This window comes from Holospora obtusa F1 (assembly GCF_000469665.2).
Classification (GTDB): domain Bacteria; phylum Pseudomonadota; class Alphaproteobacteria; order Holosporales; family Holosporaceae; genus Holospora; species Holospora obtusa.
Genome location: NZ_AWTR02000052.1, coordinates 1 through 13,077, shown reverse-complemented (window position 1 = coordinate 13,077; position 13,077 = coordinate 1). Strand labels below are relative to the sequence as shown.

The window sequence follows — 13,077 nt, the reverse complement described above, 5'->3', positions numbered from 1 at the left end:
ACCTCATTGAATCATTTTGCAATAAAACAAAAACTATTGTTAAAAGCCAATGTTTTAATGTTCAATGAACTTCAAATTTTGAAAGGTGCTACGTAAGATGAGTTCTTTACTTGCTTTCACATAGGTGAAGGTTTTTTTATAGCTAAAGCCTGTGCACCTTAACCCATACCGTGCACCACTGGCACTCATGCAAAATTCACGAGCAATATCTTCTGATCTTCATCGGAAATTGAATAAAAGACTCTTTTTCTATAATTGGCTTTGCACTCAAACGTATCTTTGGGCGAAAATGTTCTTTACTTTTATAACGTAAATGCCACCTTTTGATTGTCATTTTATTTATTTCAAAAACTTTCGATGCTTCTTTTTGACTGTTACCTGATTTGATAAAATTTATAACCTTTTATCTTAAATCTATACGATATGGACGCGTTGACATTATCTACCTTTTTAGACAAAATATACCATATTTCGTATTACAATTTAACTAATGTATATTAAGGCGCACACAATTAAAAATAGGAATTTATGATAACCTGAATGTTTTAAGAGCATCTGTATACAATTTTGTTAAATCTCTATCAACTGAGCCTGTTTTAAAAATATGCTCTGTAAATTATTTAACTAAATTGTATTTTATGGAAATAGTATTAAAATTATCATCATCTCAAAAATGAGATTTATAGAAAATAGATTTGCTAAAATCGCAAATAAAAGAGAATTCTTTTTGAAGCATAAACGGTAATGTGCGCAATAGATTTATTTTAGAAATAAAAAAATATTATAATTGACAAAAGTAAAAAAAAAATACATTATATTCTGTGCAGTAATTAAATAATATAGCAATGTCTTCAACATTTATGATTCCAGGGCCGCAAGGAAAAATAGAAGTCGTATACCATACCACTAAAAATTCTTCGAATGTAGTGCTTTTGGCATCTCCCCACCCTAAATGGGAAGGTTTACTCGATCACAGTGTTATCTTTACAATTTACAGAAGTTTTGTTAGGTGTAAGTTTGACGTACTGCGATTTAATTATCGTGGAACGGGAAAATCTACAGGAACTTTTAGCAATGGAGAGGGTGAAATTTCTGATGCAGAATCTTGCTTAAATTGGCTTTCTGATCATTATCCTCCTAAAGCTCGGTACTGGGTTGCTGGGTATTCTTTTGGTGCTTGGATTGGTATGCAAATTTTGATGCGTCGTCCAGAATGCGAACGTTTTGTTGGGGTAGCGCTACGTCCAAACCTTTATCCGTTTGATTTTTTGGCCCCTTGTCCGCATCCGGGATTGATTGTTCATGGAACAGAAGATGCAGTTACGCCTTGTGATTTGGTTGTACGTTTAGCTTACCAGCTTTCAGCACAAAAACGTGGAAAAAAAATTAATCTTAAGCTTGTTCCAGATGGGGATGAAAAATTTTCAATACATTTGCGCGAACTTGAAGACATTATCAGTCAGTATATTGAAAAAGAAATGGAGGCTTTGGAAGCTAATCTTTCTCTTGAATCAGTACAAAGTGTCAGTTTATAGCATATTTAAGGAGTTATGAAAAAAATTTTTTTGAGTTAAGATCGCAAAAATGAAAGTTTAAATTAAGTATTAAAATCTTAAATATAGACTTCATACGAAATTTTACGTTATAAATACTTGAGTAAAACGTACGAGTAAAATGTTTTTATACTAAAAATTTATTACTTAGGAGCTGTGAAAAAATAACTTACAGGATTTTTGATTTAATGGCATAGTTCCATTCAGGGTGAAATTGATCTGCAGAAATGTTTAAAGCTGAGAATACATTATCATCTATTTTTCTCTCTGTATTATAGTTGTTTTGATCAAGAACAGCACTGATTTTTAGACCTTTGTTGGTTGTGGTGTTGCCAATCAAATTGACAACAGATGAAACTGAGCGTCTTTGTCCATGTGCGATGATCCCTCTTTAGTTTTTCGATTCGATTACAAACTATAACCAAGCTCATGAAGTTACGGTAACTCACAGAATATCCTGCGTTAAGCTTCGCCTCCTCAAGTTTTCTAACACTTTTGCTGGTCCATTTTAGTGGCGATTCGGGGGCACCTCGAGTAGTTGGATCAACAAGAGCTTCAAATATTTTTAAGATATCAGAATGTTTATTTTTGACTGATTTCCTTCCACCATCAGCTGCTCTGATTCTAGTTTTATCTATACTATTTAAGCTGTCTAGTTCTTTCAAGCCCTTATCAATTATTTTGTTAGACGTTTGCGTTGCTTTACTCACAATACCGCCATAACCATAAGACCTAGCTTCTGCAACAGCCCATAGCCTGCGCCCCTCTCTCATTTAGACAGAAATTCTATTGCTAAATATTTTGCTTGTATTGGGGTAATATAGCGTTCTTTTTCAATATTATCCATACCGCCATAATTTCACATCTCAAGGCATTATGCAATCATGTAAGTTGTTTTTTCACGATTCCAAAGAAGATTCGGAAATAAGATCCACGTTGTGCAAAATGTTTCAATTTTGTTGAGGCTCTTTTTTAACTATTACCTCTTTCTACATAAGATTATTACTTTTTTCAAATATCTTGGCTATAGAATTTAGACAATTTCTTTTTTAAAGAACTTATCTCAACTCAAACTTCAATTTGAATTTGTAGTACACTGTATAAATTAAATTGACGATATTTTTCAAAACTTGATACGTTTTCAGTAAGTTTGTTCCAATTTTTAAAATAAGATAAAAACCTTGACAAAACTTCATGCAGATACTATAATTTATCTTATTTTTAATATATGCATTTGAGCAAACTCAGGATATAAAACGTGAATATACAAAAAACTCCAAATCCACTATCTCTTAAGTTTATTATTTCGTCAGGAGTTACAAGTGGGGGGTATACGTCGTTTTTTAATTCTCAAGAGGCACAGCATATTCCCGTAGTGAAAGAAATTTTAGATCTTCCTGGAGTTCAACATATTTTTTTAGCTCCAGACTTTATAACGATCACAAAAGATCAAGAAACGCCCTGGAGCCTTCTTCGAAGCATCATTGTATGTATCTTAGATCATTACAATGCAAGTTTTCCTTTAAAAAAGTTAGATCAATGTGCAGAATCAGTAAAAAAAGAAGCTAAATATGTTACTGATTATACGGAAGATGAGAAAACTATTATCGAAGAAATTGAATTGTTAATCGCTACCAGGATACGTCCAAATATAGAAGAAGATGGGGGAATTATTCATTTTGACCATATGGATATGGAACGAGGTATCGTTTATGTTCGATTGGATGGAGCATGCTCTGGCTGTCCGCACTCTAAAGAAACTTTAACGTACGGAATCGAAAATTTACTTAAGCATTATATTCCCGAAGTTCGAAGCGTAGAGGAAATATCAGACGATGTATCGTTGGGCTTTTTTGGTTAATATAGGCGTATTTTCAATTTCTTTTTCCAGCACTGCTAAGAATACAACGATGAGTACGGAAAAAATATATCATATGTGGGAAAAAAAACAACGACTTTCTTACGATAAAAAATCTTTTATTCGAACAATGTATTGGAAAATTTGGAAAGAAAATTATCGTATTTTATACGCACGCATGATTTTGTTAAACATGATAAGAAAAAATCATCAAAAAAAAAAGTTAACTTTTAAGGAAAAAGTATTTTTAAATCAGGCATGCAAATATTACAAAGTTTCTAGTTGGAAAAATTTATTAAATCGAATGGATGTTATTCCCATTTCTATGGCCCTTGCTCAAAGTATACAAGAATGTGGTTGGGGACGTTCATTCAGTTGCCTGAACAAAAATGCATATTTTGGTATGATGAGCACGGGTAAGAAATGTCATCGATATCATACCCCTGAACACAGTGTTCAAGCGTATATACGAACACTTAATACGCATAGAGGGTATAAAAAATTTCGAGCAATTCGTCAGATGATGCGAGAGCGCAACCAAGATCTGCGTGGGTACATTCTTATAAATGAACTTTATAGTTATTGTGAAGATCCTAATTATCCTAAAATTATCCAAAAAATTGCAAGAAAATATCATCTTTTTATCTTCGACTTAATGATAGAAAACGCATACCGTCATGTCCTTGTAAGTGATCTAAATTCTAAAAAAATTTTTGAGTTTAAACAACGTTGTTTTGATCTAGCCAAACACCCCAAAGGAGCTCATTTTTTGGCACAAATGCTATGGACAAAAATCTGTGAAAATTTTTCTAAAGTTCAATTTGCTAGTGTTCTTTGACAAAGCTAAAATTTTATCACTGTTATTCTTCTTATTCATCTACTTTTGTTTATTTTTCAGAAATCTTGTTACCTGAAGTATATATGGTTTTTATTGAATTTACGCAACTGATTCTAACTAAAACAGTATAAAAGAGACATGAAATATGTTACTATTTCAAAAAAATATTAGGGACCGTCCTCACTTAAGTTGACTTTTTTCGATATTTTTTGAGAATTTAATAAGAATTCAAAGGTAATGTGAGTTAAATGAGACCTTATGCGTTGAGGGAAAATTAGTGAGATCGAATAAAAGGATAAGTTTACCTGGAAAACCAGGGGATCTGGCAGCCAAGGACAATCTCTTGTTTGTTCAGGCTATTTTATACCGTTATCGTGGAAAAATTCTTTGGCGTGATCTGCCAAAAGAGGTTTGGTGATTTTAAAGCCATCCACACCCACTTTATCTGTTGGATCCAAAAAAGCATATGTACAAAGGTTTTTGAAATCTCTGTCGCAGAGCGATGATCATGAGTGCGCGATGATCGATGCAACGATAGTGCGAGCCCATCAACACAGCGCATGCTCTAAAAAAGAGAATAATCAAGGCATTGGACGCTTTGCTGGGGATTCTAAGTACCAAAATTCATGCACCGTGTGATGCCTATAGAAATTCGGTCTCTATTCACCTTACACAAGGTCAGGACCATAATTTGGAAGGGGGGGTGCGTTGATGCAGCGTGTGAAGGTTGATGCGGTGCTTTCCGATAAAAGAGTGCGGCGAAAACTTAACGAAAAGGCTCGTGAGGCAGTGATTCCACTTAAAAAGAACTGTTTTGAGCCTTCAAATTATGTAAATATCTTTATAAATTCCGTCACTTGATCGAGAATTTTTTTGCTAAACTCAAATCAGTAACGCGCCATTGCCACAAGACATGATAAAACGTCTTCAATTTTTTTTCCATACGTCTTTTTGGCTCCAACGGATAAATCGGGTGTAAATGGCATAAAAATCACAAAACTTCTTTGACAAAATTAAGCCAAAAATTCCCCTACGGATACGGTATAAAACAGCCTAAACAAACAGGCGATTCTCCTTGGCTGCCAGATCCCCTGATTTTCCAGGTAAACTATCTTTTATCCGATCTCACTATCATTTCTCAACGTATAACGTCTCATTTAATTCACGTTTCCTTTGAATTCTTATTAAATTCTCAAAAAATATCGAAAAAAATCAACTTAAGTGAGAACAGGCCTCAGTATAAATGAGTTTCGAAAGAGGTCTAACTATAAAATCATCATATTTTTATTGACCTAACTTCAGTATACACATATATTTTAGTTTCGAAAAGAAGTCTGTTGATGAAAGTGAAGCACATACTTTATGCTTAGTTGTTACCCAAAAAAGCCTCATTGCGGAACATTAACGGAGTTACCAAAGCATCACTGAGATCGGAACCATTCGTGGAGGTATGTTTTATGGTAAGCTTGCTTCGAGTGCCTGTTAATTTTTGATTGCGTAGAAAATTCCTGATCTTCTTTTAAAAACTGACAAAAAAGAGCGATATTTTTCGTGAATAATGCCCATATCACTTTAAATGACTATAGAATTAAAAAAATATCACTTCACTAAAAATCTAACTGGCTATAATGTGGAGAAGGCTCTATTCCTGAAAATATTTGATTCAAAAACTGACGAAATGCAGGGCGAGACTTTATTTTACAATACCACTCTTTTGCTGAAGGAAATAATTTCCAAGAAATGTCTCCAATGTAATCAATACAAGAAAGATGTGCAGCCCCTGTAATATCTGCCCAAGAAAAATGTTTTCCTGCAAGAAAATGATGAGTCTCCGTTAGATTATCGAGATGCTCCATATGCTCTTGTAAAAAAGCATACCCTTTTTTTAAAATTCTTGTATCCGGCGCTTTATGATGAAGCTGACACTTTAAAATTTTTTCATAAAATAATGTCCAAAACACATCTTGGTAAAAAATCTTGTCAAACCAAGATACCAGCTTTCTAACTTCAATGCGGTAAGCATTTCCTTCTCCCATCAACACCGGATTCGGATATGCATCCTCTAAGTATTCGCTGCTGACGTAATGATTAACACAGACCAAATGCTGATCGACCAACACGGGAAGCTCCCCCCAAGGATTTAGACTCAAAAGTCTAGAAGATGGCTTTCCTATCGTTTCCCAATGATGATCAAATTCCAATTTTTTTTCTTTCAAGCCAAAGGCAATCTTTCTTGAAAAAGGACAAAACGCACTATGGTATAAAACTCTCATGATCTGCCTGCTTCCTTTTTTTCACTACTTAAAGAAAACGGGACAGATTCCATCGAAGATGCTGTGTGTTTAGATACAGGCACCAATATTCCCGATTCCAAAGTATAGACACAATGAAAATTTTTTACGCTCTCTACGCTGTGTGTAACCATTAACAAAGCGACATCATGATTCTGAACTATATGATGAAACAACTGAATAATCATCTTGGAAGATTCGCTATCTAAATTTCCTGTAGGCTCATCGGCCAACAAAATTGTAGGTTTATTAGAAAGAGCTCTAGCAATTGCAACACGTTGCTGTTCTCCTCCTGATAATTCACAAGGTTTGTGGTGAAGGCGTTGAGAAAGACCAACATATTCTAAAAGTGAGGTTGCATAATTTTGGGATTGCTTGACAGACTTCCCATTTAATCGCTGAGGTAAAACCACATTTTCCAATGCAGTAAATTCTGGAAGAAGGCAATGAGATTGAAAAACAAACCCTATATGCGTGCGTCGTAAATAAGATTTTTGATGATGATTTAAAGCTTTCACGTTGACAAAACCTTTTTGACTTTTTAAAAAAATTCTTCCTTTTTGAACCGGCATCAACAACCCCAAGATATTCAATAACGTAGATTTCCCTGATCCTGAACGCCCCAACAAGCCTACACATTCCCTTGAAGATAAAAATAGTGTTACTTTTTCAAGAATCGATAAAGAAGAATATGCGTGAGACACATCTTCAAGCCGAACAACACAATTTTGATGATTACTCATAACGCAAGCCTTCTATAGGGTTTAAGCGAGAAGCTTTTTGTGCTGGATACCAAGTGGCTAATATACTCAGTATAATCGCAAGAACGCACACCAATAACGCTTGATTTAAGTGTACTTTACTGGGAAGATGTGCCAAAAAATAAATTTCTTCTCTAAATAGTTTGCATCCAGACATGTGTTCTAAAAAAAGACGAATATTATCTAAACGATAAGATAATATGAGCCCTATTGCTGTTCCGACCAGTGCACCAAAAATTCCAATAAAAGAACCTATGTAAAAGAAAATCCTTAAAATACATGATCGACTGGCACCTAACGCTTGTAACACAGCAATATCTTTGGTCTTATCCTTAACAAGCATCATCAAGCAAGAAATAATATTGAAAGCAGCTACTAAAACGATCAACATTAAAATAAGAAACATAATATTTTTTTGCACCTCCAGTGTAGAAAAAAATTTCTCATTTACCTGTTGCCAATCATGAAGGTGAAAAAACGGAAAGAGAATATTAAGCGAAGCCTTGATGTGAGCCATTTTTTCTGGATCTTTTACAAAAATTTCCAAAGCAGAAACATCCCCTCCTAACGAAAATAATTGCTGACTTGCTGACAATGAAATGAAAGAAAAATTTTGATCATATTCGTACATTCCGCTCTTAAAAATTGCGGCAAGTTTAAAAAATTTAGTTTTAGGAAATGATCCAAAAGCAGTTCGATTCATTTGAGGTGTCGTCAATTTTAATTTATCTCCAACGTTCACGTTCAACTTTCTGGCAAGCCCACTTCCAATCATAATTTGATTTGGGAAATCAATAAAACTTTTCAAATTTCCTGCAACTAAATTTTTTGAAATCAAAGGACGCTTTTGCAAAACTTCCGGAGTCACTCCTTGCACTAACGCTCCACACGCTTCTCCTTCTGAAGTGATTAATACTTGTTTTTGCACTAAAGGAGCGGTGTACTTAACATCGGAAATACTTTCAACTTGTTCTTGTACTTGAGAAACTTCATGTAACCTTTCCCCTTCAGAAAGTAACAAATGCCCGTTAAATCCAATAACCCTAGAGACTAATTCTTCGCGAAATCCATTCATAACAGACATGACCAAAATTAAAGTCCCAACTCCCAAAACGATTCCCAAAAAAGAAAAACTCGCAATCACAGCAATGAAACGCTCCTTCCTAGAAGCCCACAAATATCGCCACGCAATAAACCATTCTAAAGATTTTAACACACTTTTACCTAAAATTACTAATTGTGGAGTTAAGGGGATTCGAACCCCTGACCTCGTCATTGCGAACGACGCACTCTACCAACTGAGCTACAACCCCGAACTCTTGAACATCATACTGTATTTTACTAAAATAAAAAAGATCTCTTAGAGGAAAAATATGCAAGAACAACAAAAGGTTACGAAGATATCATAAACGGATATAACGTTTTTAGGATCCCGATGGTATACGTATGAGGAAAAGAATTGAGGTATATAGGTTTCGTGTTGTCTCGGAAAAATAGGAAGTTGAGGTATATAGTTTGCATGTTTTCTCAGGAAAATACGTACTTAAATGCATTCTCACAATGCCTTGAGATCTTTTCTGGCTTTTGAGTTAACTCTATGAGCCGGTGGACGGTTCAAGTTTTGGTGAAAAGCCAACTATAGAAAAAGAGGCTTTTATTCAATACTAATCATCCAGATGTTAAATCAGAAGTATTGCTCGTGAATTTAGCATGAGTGCCAGTGTGCACGATATTGGTTAAGGTTGGAGCGAGTTTAGTAAACAATAAAGCGATTGCTGCGATGGTTTTTAACGGTTTTTGTAACACACAATTATTCGAAGCTTGGGTATCGCAGTTTTTAATAAAAAGAATCAAAACCCGGACAAGTTGTGATCATGGATAATCCTGCATTTCATAAATCTCAAAAAAGCAGAGAATGACTTGAATCTGTGGGTTGGAGTTTTTTTTACCTCCTTATTCACCTAATTTAAATCCAATCGAAAAATTTTGGAAAAATATGAAGCGATGGACTAGGCAGCAAATTAAGTTCTGCCAGAGCTTATAGTAATTTAGCTTAAAAACAGGACAAAAAGATGCTATTTTTAAGAAAAAATGACAAAGAAACAATTAGCCCAAGAGAAGCTAAGGACTTCTGTCGAAGGCCGATGAAGATAAAAAAATGAGCAAAAGATAGCAAAACTATTTAATGCTAGTATATTCTGTGTATCGGCGTTTAAAGAAGCTAGGCTTTAGCTGTAAAAAACCCTTTACCTACTTGCAAGTAAGCCAAAAAAAAATGAGAGCGATATAAAGAAATTACAAGTATACCGTCATTGTATATATTGATGAAAGCAGTGTTGAGATGACTATTTGTGCAGAACGCAGTATGGAACAGAAAGGCAAAAAAGCTTGCTGTCAAAAAAAACGATAAATATTATAACTGGATATGTTAGCACCTATAGTATTAAAGGTTCTTGTCATACAAAATTATTTGAAGCTTGGGTAACAAAGGTATGGATTAAGAAATTAGAACCTGGGCAAATTGTAATAATGAATAATGCTGCATTTCATAGATCATAAAGAACGAAAAAGTTGATCAAATCTGTAGGTTGTCAACTCATCTTTCTACTGCCATACTCACTCGATTTGAATCCAATAGAGAGATTTTGTGCTAATACGAAAAGATGGGTTAAGAATCAAATTAACCAATTTAATAAATTTTACTAGGCTATTTCCGCATTCTTTCAAGTCCCATTTTTATGCTAAATTACTCTATTTATGTCCAGGACGTTGAGAACGTTTTATTATTTTTTTTCCAAAAAGGACAAGCTGCTCTGACAATTTTCTAAAATTTATGAGAAATTAGGCCAAACAAACGTTTTGATGTTTTTTTAATCCTCACAATATGTGAACTTATTTTGTATCATTAATCTCGTATCTTTTCGTAAAGTTTACATAAAATCACACTTACGAAAAAAATCTGTTTATTATTTTTTTACTTTTTTTTAAAATTACAATGTAATATTAGAATAATTATTGAAAAATGAAAAAAATATTTTTTTTATTATTTGGTTTTTTTAGTCTTTCTGCGCTAGCTATAGATATGGGGACTACGTTGCAAGAAATAGAAAAAATCTATAATGATTTACAAAAAAATGTATATGAACTAAAGACGCCTGATTTTAACGCCATTTCAAGTCAAGAGATAGCGCAACACATAAAAAAAATCGATTATATAATAAGTATGATTGCTCAGTTAAAACAATCTAATAATTTAATAGAAATCGTAGAGAACACTGGTAATGATCGAATTTTTTGGAAAACGCAAATTAAAAAAATGGTAAAAGAAATATTTGATGAATCTTCTAAAGAAGAAAGGAAAAGAAAAATCTCGTTAAAAGATTTTAATTTTTCTTCCATAAAAATATCTCCTGCTCATAAGCATCTAAAATTTAGTATTCAGAAAACTTTTTCTCATATTCTAGATTATTTTAAGTTCGTCAATAGTCGTTTAGTAGCGGCGTATGAACAAAACGATATTAGCACATTAGATGATCGTTTCAAAAAAATAAAACTTAATGATGATCAGATACAATCGAATGGGATGTCTTTAAAAAATCATCAAGAACCACTTGCTAGCGATGAATCCAAAGGAGTAACAGCGTATGAACGAAACGATATTAGCACATTAGATGATCGTTTCAAAAAAATAAAACTTAATGATGATCAGATACAATCGAATGGGATGTCTTTAAAAAATCATCAAGAACCACTTGCTAGCGATGAATCCAAAGGAGTAACAGCGTATGAACGAAACGATATTAGCACATCAGATAATCGTTTAAAAAAAATAAAACTTAATGATGATCAGATACAATCGAATGGGATGTCTTTAAAAAATCATCAAGAACCACTTGCTAGCGATGAATCCAAAAATTTTCAACAAAAAATAGAAATTAATCATGATCAAACACAATTAAATAAAATATCTTTAAAAAATAATCAAAGAAAAAATAATATAGATGAGTTTGAAAGCTTTCAAAAAAGAGCAAAACTGAATCTTAATAAAATTCAATCGGACGGAAAGTACCTACCAATTTTAAAAAAGAGGTAAAATGTGTTTAAAAATTTTGGGTAATACACACAAAAAAAATTTTTATCACTATTCTTTAAATAATGAAAAATGATTTTTCCCCTTGCGTTTTATAAACTATTTTTGATAAATTATGGTTGATTTGTTTTGATTCAGAGTTATTTTTATGGAAACTTCTTCTGCGTTGACGGTTACCGAACTATCAATTCAACTAAAACAGACCTTAGATAAAAATTTTTCTCAAATTTTGGTACAAGGGGAAATTTCCGGATACAAATGTCATATTTCAGGACATCATTACTTTTCTTTAAAAGACGATAAAAATATTATAGATGGTGTGTGCTGGAAAGGAACATCTTTAAAAATGACGCTCAAAGACGGAATGCAGGTGTTGTGTCAGGGAAAAGTTAGCGTCTATGGGGCCAGATCAAAATATCAAATCCTTGTATCTCACCTATGGGAACAAGGGAAAGGAGCGCTCTTAGAACAGTTAGAGCGTTTAAAAAATAAACTTCAATTGGAAGGTATTTTTGATCAAAAACGTCCACTCCCTTCATTTCCACAACATTTAGGTATTTTAACATCTCCAACTGGGGCGGTAATTCAGGATATGTTAAACCGATGCAAAGCGCGTTGGCCGTGCCGTATTACCTTATTCCCTATCCAAGTTCAAGGAACTCGAGTAGCCGCAGACGTTCTTTTAGGATTAAAATATTTTCACGCACTTCCCGAAAAAGAACGTCCTGAAATTTTAATTATTGCAAGAGGAGGCGGAAGTATAGAGGATTTATGGGGATTCCAAGAAGAGACCTTGGTCAGAGGAGTTGCCTCCAGTTCTATTCCAACCGTTAGCGCTATTGGTCACGAAACAGATACGACATTGGTAGATTATGCTTGCGATTTACGTGCCCCTACTCCTACCGCTGCCATCGAATTGGTACTTCCTCATCGAAAAGAACTAGAGGAACGTTTAAAAAGTTTAGTCAAAAGAGTTGAAAATAATTACAATACTTTTTTAGAGGTGTGCATAATAAAATATAAAAATTTGATTCAACACTACCGTGAATTTGAGCGATACCCAGAAGAATACTTAATGCAAAATTTAGATGATCTTTGGGATAAATTTTATCACTCTGTCAAAAGGTACTACGAAAGAAAACAAACTCTTTTTTTGAGACTAGAGGCAAAAATTCATCAAAAATGGGCAGATACACGATGGGCCGATGCGCAAATTTCTGCGTGGAAAGAGCGCTTAATTCATAATATGAGCACCCAAATACAAAAAAAAGAAGAAACATTAAAATGGATGAAACATAGATTAAACTCTTCCTCTTATAAAAAAATATTATCACGCGGATTCTCTCTGACTCAAGACACATCAGGAGCTTTGATAACGTCTTCTAAAAATATAAACTCGAAACAAGCTATACGAATTATTTGGCATGATGGTTCTTTAACGGGACACCTTGATTGAACTCTTAATAAACTGTCTGGGTAAGCATCACGTTTTATACCATTTTCCTAAATTGATTGAGTTAAAGAATTTACAGAGCATGTTTTTAAATGCGCTCAGTTGGTAGAGATTTAATAAAATTTCATACAGATTTTCTTAAATTATCTAGTCTATCATCGATTCTATTTTTAATTGTGTGCGCTTTAATATATTTTCAGAATCTTTCAACAGGATTTCTTTCGTTCTTTGTG

The 13,077-nt window shown here is 33.7% G+C and carries 12 protein-coding genes, 1 tRNA gene and 1 pseudogene; 7 read left to right on the top strand and 7 right to left on the bottom strand.

Features of this window, described 5'->3' with window-relative positions; all coding sequences use genetic code 11:
* Positions 1 to 196: 196 nt before the first annotated feature.
* On the bottom strand, positions 197 to 397 hold the full coding sequence (locus P618_RS09235) for an IS630 transposase-related protein (protein WP_084024570.1): 201 nt from the start codon (positions 395 to 397) through the stop codon (positions 197 to 199).
* A 448-nt stretch (positions 398 to 845) separates the two neighbouring features.
* Here P618_RS09235 and P618_RS02555 point away from each other — a divergent pair, with 448 nt between their 5' ends.
* A complete protein-coding gene (locus P618_RS02555; RefSeq protein ID WP_021827637.1) occupies positions 846 to 1,535 on the top strand; it encodes an alpha/beta hydrolase in 690 nt (229 codons plus the stop codon).
* Positions 1,536 to 1,722: 187 nt separating this feature from the next.
* Here the strand turns inward: P618_RS02555 and P618_RS09230 are convergent, their stop codons facing one another.
* Both P618_RS09230 and P618_RS02550 read right to left on the bottom strand, forming a co-directional pair.
* Complete coding sequence (locus P618_RS09230) at positions 1,723 to 1,893, bottom strand: ISAzo13-like element transposase-related protein (protein ID WP_162147060.1); 171 nt, start codon at positions 1,891 to 1,893, stop codon at positions 1,723 to 1,725.
* Positions 1,841 to 2,326 (bottom strand): ISAzo13-like element transposase-related protein, encoded by a 486-nt coding sequence (locus P618_RS02550; RefSeq protein ID WP_021827636.1) that lies wholly within the window; start codon positions 2,324 to 2,326, stop codon positions 1,841 to 1,843. Before P618_RS02550 ends, P618_RS09230 begins: the two co-directional genes overlap by 53 nt.
* 485 nt (positions 2,327 to 2,811) lie before the next feature.
* Here P618_RS02550 and P618_RS02545 point away from each other — a divergent pair, with 485 nt between their 5' ends.
* From P618_RS02545 to P618_RS09225, 3 genes and pseudogenes are all read left to right on the top strand, one after another.
* Positions 2,812 to 3,414: a NifU family protein gene (locus tag P618_RS02545; RefSeq protein WP_021827635.1), complete on the top strand. Its 603-nt coding sequence runs from the start codon at positions 2,812 to 2,814 to the stop codon at positions 3,412 to 3,414.
* On the top strand, positions 3,389 to 4,249 hold the full coding sequence (locus P618_RS02540) for a glucosaminidase domain-containing protein (protein ID WP_021827634.1): 861 nt from the start codon (positions 3,389 to 3,391) through the stop codon (positions 4,247 to 4,249). Before P618_RS02545 ends, P618_RS02540 begins: the two co-directional genes overlap by 26 nt.
* 277 nt (positions 4,250 to 4,526) lie before the next feature.
* Positions 4,527 to 5,257 (top strand): annotated as a pseudogene (locus P618_RS09225) (IS5 family transposase).
* Between the two features lie 599 nt (positions 5,258 to 5,856).
* Here P618_RS09225 and P618_RS02525 read toward each other — a convergent pair.
* The 4 genes from P618_RS02525 to P618_RS02510 form a co-directional block, all read right to left on the bottom strand.
* The gene (locus tag P618_RS02525; RefSeq protein ID WP_021827629.1) at positions 5,857 to 6,522 is read right to left on the bottom strand and encodes a glutathione S-transferase family protein; all 666 of its coding nucleotides are present in this window, start codon (positions 6,520 to 6,522) and stop codon (positions 5,857 to 5,859) included.
* Positions 6,519 to 7,283: an ABC transporter ATP-binding protein gene (locus tag P618_RS02520; protein ID WP_021827628.1), complete on the bottom strand. Its 765-nt coding sequence runs from the start codon at positions 7,281 to 7,283 to the stop codon at positions 6,519 to 6,521. Before P618_RS02520 ends, P618_RS02525 begins: the two co-directional genes overlap by 4 nt.
* Complete coding sequence (locus tag P618_RS02515; RefSeq protein WP_084024568.1) at positions 7,276 to 8,577, bottom strand: lipoprotein-releasing ABC transporter permease subunit; 1,302 nt, start codon at positions 8,575 to 8,577, stop codon at positions 7,276 to 7,278. The genes P618_RS02520 and P618_RS02515 overlap by 8 nt, the downstream gene beginning before the upstream one ends.
* Positions 8,542 to 8,614, bottom strand: a tRNA-Ala gene (locus P618_RS02510). Before P618_RS02510 ends, P618_RS02515 begins: the two co-directional genes overlap by 36 nt.
* 620 nt (positions 8,615 to 9,234) lie before the next feature.
* Here P618_RS02510 and P618_RS09220 point away from each other — a divergent pair.
* The 3 genes from P618_RS09220 to xseA all read left to right on the top strand — a co-directional run bounded on the left by P618_RS09220 (position 9,235) and on the right by xseA (position 12,847).
* Positions 9,235 to 9,345, top strand: coding sequence for a transposase (locus P618_RS09220; protein WP_162147059.1), 111 nt, complete (start codon positions 9,235 to 9,237; stop codon positions 9,343 to 9,345).
* A 978-nt stretch (positions 9,346 to 10,323) separates the two neighbouring features.
* The gene (locus tag P618_RS02500; protein WP_021827625.1) at positions 10,324 to 11,394 is read left to right on the top strand and encodes a hypothetical protein; all 1,071 of its coding nucleotides are present in this window, start codon (positions 10,324 to 10,326) and stop codon (positions 11,392 to 11,394) included.
* A gap of 145 nt (positions 11,395 to 11,539) precedes the next feature.
* Positions 11,540 to 12,847 (top strand): exodeoxyribonuclease VII large subunit, encoded by a 1,308-nt coding sequence (gene xseA / locus P618_RS05995; RefSeq protein WP_021827624.1) that lies wholly within the window; start codon positions 11,540 to 11,542, stop codon positions 12,845 to 12,847.
* The last annotated feature ends 230 nt before the right edge of the window (positions 12,848 to 13,077 follow it).

Coding starts and splice junctions, on each gene's coding strand:
- P618_RS02555 (WP_021827637.1), top strand. CDS start 846: ATGTCTTCAACATTTATGATTCCAGGGCCGCAAGGAAAAATAGAAGTC.
- P618_RS02550 (WP_021827636.1), bottom strand. CDS start 2,326: ATGAGAGAGGGGCGCAGGCTATGGGCTGTTGCAGAAGCTAGGTCTTAT.
- P618_RS02540 (WP_021827634.1), top strand. CDS start 3,389: ATGTATCGTTGGGCTTTTTTGGTTAATATAGGCGTATTTTCAATTTCT.
- P618_RS02525 (WP_021827629.1), bottom strand. CDS start 6,522: ATGAGAGTTTTATACCATAGTGCGTTTTGTCCTTTTTCAAGAAAGATT.
- P618_RS02520 (WP_021827628.1), bottom strand. CDS start 7,283: ATGAGTAATCATCAAAATTGTGTTGTTCGGCTTGAAGATGTGTCTCAC.
- P618_RS02515 (WP_084024568.1), bottom strand. CDS start 8,577: ATGACGAGGTCAGGGGTTCGAATCCCCTTAACTCCACAATTAGTAATT.
- P618_RS02500 (WP_021827625.1), top strand. CDS start 10,324: ATGAAAAAAATATTTTTTTTATTATTTGGTTTTTTTAGTCTTTCTGCG.
- xseA (WP_021827624.1), top strand. CDS start 11,540: ATGGAAACTTCTTCTGCGTTGACGGTTACCGAACTATCAATTCAACTA.